9 protein-coding genes and 1 pseudogene are annotated in these 10,111 nt (G+C 42.3%); 1 reads left to right on the plus strand and 9 read right to left on the minus strand.

The features are described from left to right. Positions 1-101: 101 nt before the first annotated feature. The 9 genes and pseudogenes from ACR2F3_RS01930 to ACR2F3_RS01970 form a co-directional block, all read right to left on the minus strand. Positions 102-1,301, minus strand: a pseudogene (locus ACR2F3_RS01930) (GH3 family domain-containing protein); the annotation flags it as partial. 7 nt (positions 1,302-1,308) lie between these two features. Beyond that, entirely contained in the window at positions 1,309-2,097 is a 789-nt protein-coding gene (locus ACR2F3_RS01935; protein ID WP_432708295.1) for a hypothetical protein, read from the minus strand. Continuing rightward, positions 2,090-3,061, minus strand: a complete 972-nt coding sequence (locus ACR2F3_RS01940; RefSeq protein WP_432708296.1) for a glycosyltransferase — start codon at positions 3,059-3,061, stop codon at positions 2,090-2,092. The genes ACR2F3_RS01935 and ACR2F3_RS01940 overlap by 8 nt, the downstream gene beginning before the upstream one ends. 3 nt (positions 3,062-3,064) lie before the next feature. After that, positions 3,065-4,018, minus strand: coding sequence for a glycosyltransferase family 2 protein (locus tag ACR2F3_RS01945; RefSeq protein ID WP_432708297.1), 954 nt, complete (start codon positions 4,016-4,018; stop codon positions 3,065-3,067). A 206-nt stretch (positions 4,019-4,224) separates the two neighbouring features. Beyond that, positions 4,225-4,707 carry a DUF4112 domain-containing protein gene (locus tag ACR2F3_RS01950; RefSeq protein WP_432708298.1) on the minus strand — a complete coding sequence of 161 codons (483 nt, stop codon included), beginning with the start codon at positions 4,705-4,707 and terminating at the stop codon, positions 4,225-4,227. A gap of 146 nt (positions 4,708-4,853) precedes the next feature. Beyond that, entirely contained in the window at positions 4,854-5,399 is a 546-nt protein-coding gene (locus tag ACR2F3_RS01955; RefSeq protein WP_432708299.1) for a DUF4199 domain-containing protein, read from the minus strand. Positions 5,400-5,416: 17 nt separating this feature from the next. Next, positions 5,417-6,088, minus strand: coding sequence for a hypothetical protein (locus tag ACR2F3_RS01960; protein ID WP_432708300.1), 672 nt, complete (start codon positions 6,086-6,088; stop codon positions 5,417-5,419). After that, a complete protein-coding gene (locus tag ACR2F3_RS01965) occupies positions 6,081-7,343 on the minus strand; it encodes a dihydroorotase (protein WP_432708301.1) in 1,263 nt (420 codons plus the stop codon). Before ACR2F3_RS01965 ends, ACR2F3_RS01960 begins: the two co-directional genes overlap by 8 nt. 137 nt (positions 7,344-7,480) lie before the next feature. After that, entirely contained in the window at positions 7,481-8,986 is a 1,506-nt protein-coding gene (locus tag ACR2F3_RS01970) for a L,D-transpeptidase family protein (RefSeq protein ID WP_432708302.1), read from the minus strand. A 255-nt stretch (positions 8,987-9,241) separates the two neighbouring features. On the opposite strand from ACR2F3_RS01970, the gene hisG reads away from it, so the two are divergent. Then, positions 9,242-10,096, plus strand: coding sequence for an ATP phosphoribosyltransferase (gene hisG, locus ACR2F3_RS01975; RefSeq protein ID WP_432708303.1), 855 nt, complete (start codon positions 9,242-9,244; stop codon positions 10,094-10,096). Positions 10,097-10,111 lie beyond the last annotated feature (15 nt).

Here is a 10,111-nt window from a genome sequence, read left to right on the forward strand (position 1 = left end):
ATTGAAGATTCAGACTACGACAGCGAAGAAACCGAAATCTACCATACCATCGACGGACTCGACATTGAAGTCCCGATGATACGCCACATAATCTACGCATGTGGGGCTACCGTAAACTCGGTAATGCCTACGCCTTCTGCATTGGCCACACTAAGCAAGGCATGTTCAACTTCCTCGCCTATCACATGTTCGCCAAAGGCAGAAATAAAGTGTTTGATCCTGCCCGTTACCATAATGCGGTAAGGGTTCAAACTTACAAATTTCACGGTATCGCCAATGCTGTATCCCCATAAACCGGCATTGGTATTTAAAATCAACGCATAATTAACACCAAGCGCTACTTCCCCTAAACTTAAACGGGTAGGGTTATCATTGTAATACTCATCTGCGGGAATAAACTCATAAAACATCCCTGCATCGGCCAGCAACAACAGGCCCTGCTCCTTTTGGCTGTCCTGGTAAGCGATAAAGCCTTCAGATGCCGGATAGGTTTCTATGGAATCAATACGGCGCCCGATACTGGCTTCGATTTTCGCCCGGTAAGGTTCGTAATTAACACCTCCATAAACAAACAGGCTGAAATTTGGAAAGATGTCCTTTATCTTTTTGCCACCGGATTTCTCAGTCAGTTTATCAAAATACATCTGTACCCAGGGTGGTATTCCCGAAATCAGCGTCATATCTTCATGTATCGTTTCCTCCACAATCGCCAGCACCTTCTCTTCCCAATCCTCAATACAATTGGTTTTATATGAAGGCAGGCGGTTCCTCTGCAGGTAGGCTGGCACCAGGTTGGCTACAATACCGGATAACCTACCGATTTTGATGCCATTTTTTACCGTCATTACCGGACTGCCTTGCAAAAAGATCATCTTGCCGTTTACAAAATCGGCTTTGCCCGTTTCATGAATATAGGTTAACAGTGCATTCCTTGCAGCTTTCAAATGCTCTGGCATAGATTCTCTGGAAATTGGAATGTATTTAGCGCCAGAGGTGGTACCCGAAGTTTTAGCAAAGTATTCAGGTTTCCCTTTCCACAGCACATCTCTTTCCCCTGCAACCACCCGGTCTATATAAGGTTTTAAACCTTCGTAGTCCCTGATGGGTACTTGTTTCTTAAAGTCTTCGTAGTTTTTTATCGCAGCAAACTGGTGGTCCTTGCCAAAGGAAGTTGCCTTGGCCTGGTCAACAAGTACGCTCAGGGTTTTCGTTTGCGCGGCTACTGCATTTTCTTTCCACTTCTTAATGCGGCCAACTATAAAGGCGGCGAATGGCTTGCTTAAAGCTGCTTTTAATCCCATCGATTTCTTAAACAATATTGTGTATGATATCTGGTTCGGCGTCTCCTTTATACTCGCCCATCATTTTACGGTAAGCTATGGTTAGCGCCACATTCGATAATGGAACGATAATAAATGAACTTAATACGTTAACCATAAATGAAACTACCGGCCATTGCATATAGCTTAACACCAGGTATAAAATGTAAAATGCACCCAATACCAGCGACAATAACAATATTTTAGTAAAGTTCCCTTTGGTAATGGCCAGACTAAACTTAATGGAGCCAAATGGGGGTTCGTTTCTATCGATGATAAAAAACGGGAAAAAAGATATCCTTACCCAGGTAATGAAAATAGCTACAGTACCCACAGATATGGCTACATTGGTAATGATGGACATGTCAATGCCGGTATAAATAAACGGGAAACCGACCAGGATCACCAACAGGTAAACGCCAATGATACAGGCCATGAAATAACACATGGCTACTAAAAACCGGATAATCTGCTGGCGTGTAGGCAGTGTGCTCACAATGCTTACATCGTTCTCCTCATCATCAAGTAAATGAAAAATGTATTTTAGCAAGGATAGGTTGATGGTAAAATAAAACATCACAAACAGGGCAGCCATAAAAAGGCTCAGTCCTTTGTTGACGTCTTTTAAAAAGAACGCCATCATTCCCGATGCATTAGAGGTTAGAAACATGAGGAAACATAAAGTGGCCAAAGAAAAATAGTTTCTTTTAGTAACCGCCCATGCCTTACCAATTACCTCATTAACGGTAAACGTGGTATCTTTTAAATATTCAATCATTATTATTTAATACTACTCTTTTTACAAAATCCTGTATAAAGCCCATGCCATAGGCAGTTAATTGAATAAATGCAGCTACAACACTCAAATATGCAACTTTTATTGATCTGTTTACCCACCAGGCATGGAAAAACAGCAGGCCAAAGTAGAACAGAAATATGATATTACAAATATACGCCAAAGGCATATACACAACGTTTAATAACAATGTAAATATTAGCCCTAAAGTAAAAAAAGCAGGAAAAAAATGTACGAGCTTAAGTTCTGAAGGAAAGTGTTTGTAGATATTAATTCGCGCCCTGCCAAAGAAATGAAGCTGTTTGTAAAACTGCGCAAAACTAGTGCGGCGTTTATGATAAACCTTTGCTTCCGGAATCAATCCGATCTTAAAACCTGCTTCATGTATTCTGATACTGTATTCAATATCCTCTCCTAAACGGGTAAGTTTAAAGCCGCCTACTTTCTCCCATACCTTACGTGATACGCCCATGTTAAAACTGCGGGGATGAAACTGCCCGATGTGTTTTTTATTACCCCTGATTCCTCCTGTGGTAAAGGGTGAGGTCATGGCATAACTAATGGCTTTCTGTATAGGTGTGAAACTTTCATGCGCCGCATCCGGACCGCCATAAGCGTCTAAATGGTGTTCAGAAAGGTAGTCCTTTACGGTTTCCAGGTAATTTGCAGGTATCAGGCAATCTGAATCGAAGATTACAAAGTAATCGCCCTTGGCTTGTTTAAAACCGAAGTTACGGGTAAAGCCCTGCCCTTCGTTGGGCTTAAAGAAGTAACGGAGGTCAAGCTGGCTGGCATAGCCCTCAACGATGGCTTTGGCATCCTGCACCGAACCGTCTTCAATTACCAATACCTCAAACTGGGTATAGGTTTGCATGGTCAGGGTAGCCAGCAACTCGTCAATCTCTTGCGGACGGTTGTATAGTGGGATGATGATCGAAAAAAACATTCCCTATAGTATTTCTTTTTCGATTAAGTACTGGTTGCGTTCAGGCGCATTCCGGGTTACCAACTCGGCCACAAATCCGGTGAGAAATAACTGTGAGCCTAAAATAATGGCCACCAAAGCAATATAAAACATGGGCTGGTCGGTAATTTCTCTTTTGTATGGGGTGTTTGCAGCGATGTGGTAAAGTTTTACCCCAATCATGTACAAAGCGATCAATGTACCCAGCAAAAAACTCAGCACGCCCATCGACCCGAAAAAGTGCATGGGGCGTTTGCCAAACTTGCCCACAAAAAAGATGGACAGTAAATCGAGAAAACCATTGATAAAACGGCTCATCCCAAACTTGGTAACGCCGTATTTGCGTGCGCGGTGTTCAACCACCTGCTCGCCTATGTTCTTAAAGCCTGCCCATTTTGCAATGACAGGGATATAACGGTGCATTTCGCCATAAACTTCGATCGTTTTGACCACGTCATTGCGATAGGCTTTTAAACCGCAGTTGAAGTCGTTTAACTGGATACCCGACATCTTACGCGTTGCCGCATTAAATAGTTTAGTGGGTATGGTTTTGGTAATCGGGTCGTAACGTTTCTTTTTCCAGCCGGAAACTAAGTCGTACTTCTCTTCTTTAATTTTACGGTATAATTCAGGAATCTCATCAGGGCTGTCCTGTAGGTCGGCATCCATGGTAATTACTACATCGCCTTGTGCTGCATCAAAAGCAACGTTTAAGGCTGCTGATTTGCCGTAATTTCTTCTGAATTTGATGCCTTTTACGTGATCATTTTCCCGTCTAAGGTCTTCAATAATGGCCCAGGAGTTATCGGTACTGCCGTCGTCTACATAAAGAAGTTCGTAAGTAAAGTGGTGCTGTGTCATTACTTTTGCTATCCAATCGGTTAACTCAGGTAAAGACTCTTCTTCATTATATAAGGGGACGACAATAGAGATATCCATTAAATCTTGCTGTGTAAGGTGCGAATTTAGCGATAAAATTTAATATCTATTCACGGTCTACAGTATTTCTGAAGGGAAATCCTGTTGAGGCCCGTTCACAGACATTAAATTTTTTCTGGGTAGTTCGCAGTGATACCCAGCACGGAGGGGGTATAGTCCGGCAGGGTAGCAGGTATATGATATAGCGATGGTTTAAGTTTATGGCATTAGAACCAGCTGGCGATCCATTGCAAAAGTTTTATCATAGTAAAAACCAGGATGACAAGCAAAATGACAAGAATGATGAAAGCGAAAATAATGACGTTTTTACCGCTACCCTGGTGTTTGCCTTCAATGTAATGCTCGCGCATAAGTTTGAGGTTGCGGGTGTTGGATTTGAAGAAGAAGTCGAAAATTTGTCCGAGGATGGGAATGGCACCGATGGTAGCATCAAGCAAAATATTGAGACTCATCAACACAACTAACTTGTTGCTGGCCCCTTTTCTGGCCATGCCCAAGAGCAAGCCACCGGAGATGATGAAACCTGAAATATCACCGATACCCGGGATGAGGTTCATGACGGGATCTAAACCAAACCTGAATTTGGTACCTGGAAAGCGAAATTGTTCGTCTAATAAATAGGAAACAGATTTGATCCAGCCCGTTCCTTTTGGTAGGGCTTTATCATTTTGGTAGGGCGTTTCGGACATGAACTATAAACGTTGATTTTTAAAAAAAGTTTTTTCCTCAAGATTTCCTATTACTGGCGCATGCTGACATTCGCGAAAAAAAAGGGCGGTGAAGCTGAGCTTCACCGCCTAAAAAAATTATTATTTAATCACGGAAATTGATGCAATTAGTACTCGTCTAGCGGCTTAGCTCTCTTTAACACGGAAGCACCGATCAGACTAATCACCAAGCCGAAGAAAGTGTAAGCAACTGCTGCACTGAAAGCGATAAAGAACACCATGTATGGACGCATCATTTCAACGCCTTTAACTTGGTTCTCATCGTCGCCGGCAGCATCTATAGCAACATTCATCACATCATCGAAGGCTTTGGTATCTAATAATTTATAATAAATAATTAGCATAAAGGCCACGAACAGGCCGGTATAAGCAGCCACTTTAAAACCTGCTGAAAAGGCCCTGCCGAAGGTGATGTACCCACCTAGTTCTAAACGGTGTGTATATTGCACATAGGTAACAGCTAAAATGAAAGGAACATAAGTTAATGCCGATGAAACGATTTTTTCTGCCATAGACAAGTTAGGATCGTTGGTATTTATACCAAGGAACTTGAATAAAAAAATCAGCACTAAAAAATAAACAGCGTAAGCGACGGCAGTTTTAAAAGCCAGCATGTTTGGCTTTTTTTCCATTTCAATTAATTGTTGCTCCATTTTAAGGTTGTAAAAGGTTAATCTGCGTTAAATTTAGCAATTAACGTGTAAACTGCACTATCGAAACTTGGATTTGAGCTGTAAGTCTCTAAATCAGTTACAATTTGCTCACTATAGGTAGGCTGGTGGAAAAAAGCCATGAACGGAACGAATAATTCTTCCATTTCTTCACCTAAATCTACCATACCTGCATGACTGCAGATATCTTCGATACTGCTTTCTGCCAATTGCTGGTTGCTGATTAAGTCCTCATAAATATGAAACTCATCCTGAAACTCATCTTCTTCAACCAACAAAAACTCCTTTAAGAAGTCGCCAAGCTCTGGCTTGATTTTCTCATCATGGCATTCGTTGATGTACAAAAGCAGGTTCAATAATTCTGTTCCGCGATCAATGGTGTCTTCTTCAATGGCAATCCATTCATCGGAATCCAGGTAATCTTCGTCCAGTTTCTTCATGTCACTTGCGAAGAAATTGATCATCAACAAATCGAAAGTAACCTCTCTTAATTCTTCAAAAGCAGGATATTCATCAAAAGCAGCATCAAATGCTTGTACTTTTTCCATAAAACCTGCGTCCAGGTTAAATGCCGCTGTAAGTTTTTGTTGTAAATCCGCAGCTTCTGTTCCAGAAGCGGACGCGAATTTAGCTAACGAGGCAATTAGCGCTCCTTCTACTTTACTATCCATATACTTGAAATTGTTTGTTATTATACACCAACATCACCTTACCGGTTAATGTTTGATTCAACAAGGGGCTATTGGCCGACTTGCTATAGTTATTTGATTCAGTGTACTGCCATTGCTGTTCAGTACTGAAAAGTGTGAAATTTGCTTTCTGGCCTGCTTCAATAACCGGTACGGGCAAATTGAGGATGCGTCGTGGCGCAATGGCCAGTTTAGCGGCAATCTGCTGGGCACCTAAACCAGCTTGCACCAATAAGGGCAAGGCGGTTTGTAAGGCAATAATACCATAAGCGGCAATTTCAAACTCTACGTCTTTATGTTCTACCTCATGCGGACGGTGTTGTGCACTGATTGCATCAACCGTTCCATCGGCTAAACCTGCTAACAGGGCTTCGATATCTGCGTTACCACGTAATGGTGGTTTAACCTTATAGTTACTGTCGAAATCGTTGAGTAATTCTTCCGTAAACACCAGGTGGTGGGCCGCCACATCACAAGTGATTTTAGCACCTTCTGCTTTTGCCTTTTTAATCAGGGCAACGGATCCTGCTGTCGAAATGTTGTGGATGTGTAACGGGGCATTGTGGAAAGTAGAGAGGTAGATGTCACGTGAAATCTGCATTTCTTCGGCCAATGCCGGAATGCCTTTCATTCCCAGTAATACACTGGTGGAACTTTCATTAACCTGTGCCTTGCCAGCAATGGACTTGTTCTCCGGGTAAACCATCAACAAACCGTCAAAGCCTTTGGCATACTGCAGAGCCCTGCTCATAAAGCCATCATCGGCAATAGGCTTCAGTCCGTCGGAAAAAGCAACAGCGCCTGCCTGTTGCATATCATACAACTCGGCCAACTCCTTTCCTTCCAGGTTGTGGCTGATTGCCCCTATAGGCAAAACATCAACCAGTAATCCTTTTGCTTTGTTAACCACATAGTATACCTGTGATTTGGAGTGTGTAACGGGTTCTGTATTTGGCAAAACCGCCAGACCGGTAAAACCGCCTGCACTGGCTGCAGCTGTAGCCGTCTCGATATCTTCTTTTGTTTCAAAACCAGGATCTCCGATCGCACAGTTCAGGTCGAAAAAACCGGGACTCAGATAGGCACCTTTGCCGTCGAAGATTTCTTCCCCTGCTTGGGGAGTGATTTGTGTGTCAATGGCGGCAATTTCACCATTCACTACGCGTACATCACAAATTTGTTGGTTAAACTGGCTACTGGGGTCGGCAATGGAAACGCCTGTGATCAGAAGGTTCATTATTTTGTATATTCTTTGTCGTTAAAAAATCGCATCAGTTTATTTCAACCGCTAGAAAAACAGCACACAAAACTAGACAATTTTAAGTAAAACGATGTGTTAATTTAAGGAAAAACAGGCCAGTTTACGTTTTTATATTACAAATAACGACGCAGTTTCTGCCAAAGTTCCTGATCCATGCCATATACATCGGGCCTGGTTTGCAAAACACCTTTGTCCCACCAGGCTGTTGTGTAATTTATGTATAATGGCACCTGCGGTTTTGCACTAAACCAGGTTGGCTTTAAAGTATAGCTAGATGCGCTGTCGGTCTTTTGAGCCATCTTTGCATGATAGACCTTCATTTTCGTAGTATCAAGCGGAGCCATGTTCACTTCCATACGCAACTGGTCGTATCGGCTTTTGTCTTTCACCAGGTGCTCAGCGAATTCTAATGGTCTTTCTACACGCACACAGCCGTGGCTTAATGCACGGTAGGGTTTGCTAAATCCTGATTTGCTATTGGTGTCGTGCAGGTAAATGCTCGATCCGTTTTTAAAGATGAACTTGAACTTACCCAATGCATTACCCCCGCCAGCGCCTTGTTTAAATTGGAAAGGCAAATTGGTCTTGCTGTAACGCGACCATTGAATAGTATCTGGGTTGGCTACCAGTTGCCCCTTGTAATACACATTCATGTTATTATTTGACAAATAATAAGGGTCGCGTGATGCATGTACGTAAATCTCGTTTTTGGCAATACTTGACGGAATGTTCCAGATGGGGTTCACCTGGATTGAACTCAGCTTGCTGTACATCACCGGTGTGGCATGTTCCACTTTACCCACCACCACTTTCATGTGGCTCAGTGTATCGCCGTCTTTAAACCAGTGTAAAGTAAAATCAGGTATGTTCACTTCAACATATTCAGCACCTTTCTGCGGGATTTTCCAGCGAAGGCGCTCCATATTTACCAAAATGGTCCTTAGTCGTTTATTGGTAGTGTCACTGGCTTTGTATTTCTTTAACTCTTGTTGAAAGGCTATATAATCAGCAGATTTAGGTTGGATTTCTTTTAGAATGACAGACAGGTCCTGCGATTGCAGCACCTGCGTCAACCTGACACTGTCTGGCCTTCTGACAGGCATAAAGTACCGGTTTAGCAGTTTACCGGGGTTTAAGCTGCCATAAAAAACCATGCTATGGTATTTCATCAAAGCCTCGGCTGCGGTAATCTCCAGGTCGGCGAGAACCGGGTAGAGTTCTTCAATCTTTTCAAACTTATTGGAATCCAGTGTGGATTTTAAGGTGATTAAACGCTGGTAATCAAAGTTTTCAGGATTATACCCATGTGCACCACTCCTTTCAAGGTAAGAAATTAAAGTGTCTAAACCGCCATTAACATAGTGTACATTCACCAATTGAGGTGCGAATTGATGTATGACATAAAAACTTTCCAGCGTATTCGGATTTGATAATTTTCGGCGGGAAGCTTCCAGCCGCTCCTGAAAAACCTGACGGTAGGTAACCGTATCAAACTCTTTATAAAGCTTGTTTTTGAAATGCTCAGACAGGATTAGGCCGGTTTCAGGGATATCCCGATTCCAATGGCATGCCTGTAGAATAAGTCCAAGAAAGAGGATCAGGTATAATTTATGTTTCAAATCTTAGGGGGTTATAACAGTCTGGGCAAGTCAAATAAAGTGCCATATATTTTGATTTAGCAGAATCAATTTCTATATTTGGCTAATCTTAAGATGCTCCGCATCGCATTAAGGAATAAATAAAAATGAACAAACACTTGAACCATCACTTACATTTGCACCATCGCCAGTTGGCGATGTATATGTAATGTTTTGTACTTCAAAACTTGTTTCCGAATATTTTTATTTTCTTGTTCCTTACCTTAATCAGCATTAGTGAAAACACTTAAAATAGCTATCCAGAAATCTGGTAGATTAAACGAAAAATCCGTTGAGATTCTTAAAAATTGTGGCCTTTCTTTTGAAAACTACAAGAGTTCCCTTATTACTTCCGTGAATAATTTCCCTTTGGAAATCCTCTTTCTGCGCGACGATGATATCCCCGAATATGTTCAGGATGGCATTGCCGACCTGGGTATTGTTGGCGAAAATGTAATTGTTGAAGCAGGTGCCAATGTAACCTATTTACAGAAGCTTGGCTTTGGAAGATGTACCTTAAAAATTGCTGTTCCTAATCATAGTAATATCAACTCGATTGAGCAACTGGAAGGCCTGGCCATCGCCACTTCTTACCCTGTTATTCTGGAGAAATTCATGGACGATAATGCTGTGAAAAATGTGCAGATCAGAACCATTTCAGGCTCGGTGGAAATTGGTCCGGGACTGGGTTTAAGTGATGCCATTTGCGACATCGTTTCCACAGGCGGAACTTTAAAAAGTAATGGCTTAAAACCATTCGCCGAAGTGATGAAATCAGAGGCAGTTTTGATCGGAAAAGAAGGCTCAGATTTGATCCCTGAAGTTCAGGAATTACTGCAGCGGATCCGCTCGGTGATGCGTGCAAAAGAGACCAAATATGTGGTGCTGAATGTGGCTAAAAAAGACCTTGAAAATGTGGTGAATTTGTTACCTGGTGTTAAAAGTCCGACGGTGGTTCCACTGCATGAAGAAGGTTGGGTAGCCGTACACTCGGTGATCGCCGAGCAGGATTTCTGGGAAAAGATCAACTTGCTGAAAGCTGCCGGCGCTGAGGGGATTGTGGTGATGCCAATCGAAAAAATCATCACCTAAGTTGCCAGTTTCTAC

Source organism: Pedobacter sp. (assembly GCF_045627485.1).
Taxonomy (GTDB): Bacteria; Bacteroidota; Bacteroidia; order Sphingobacteriales; family Sphingobacteriaceae; genus Pedobacter.

Coding starts and splice junctions, on each gene's coding strand:
- ACR2F3_RS01935 (WP_432708295.1), bottom strand. CDS start 2,097: ATGATTGAATATTTAAAAGATACCACGTTTACCGTTAATGAGGTAATT.
- ACR2F3_RS01940 (WP_432708296.1), bottom strand. CDS start 3,061: ATGTTTTTTTCGATCATCATCCCACTATACAACCGTCCGCAAGAGATT.
- ACR2F3_RS01945 (WP_432708297.1), bottom strand. CDS start 4,018: ATGGATATCTCTATTGTCGTCCCCTTATATAATGAAGAAGAGTCTTTA.
- ACR2F3_RS01950 (WP_432708298.1), bottom strand. CDS start 4,707: ATGTCCGAAACGCCCTACCAAAATGATAAAGCCCTACCAAAAGGAACG.
- ACR2F3_RS01955 (WP_432708299.1), bottom strand. CDS start 5,399: ATGGAGCAACAATTAATTGAAATGGAAAAAAAGCCAAACATGCTGGCT.
- ACR2F3_RS01960 (WP_432708300.1), bottom strand. CDS start 6,088: ATGGATAGTAAAGTAGAAGGAGCGCTAATTGCCTCGTTAGCTAAATTC.
- ACR2F3_RS01965 (WP_432708301.1), bottom strand. CDS start 7,343: ATGAACCTTCTGATCACAGGCGTTTCCATTGCCGACCCCAGTAGCCAG.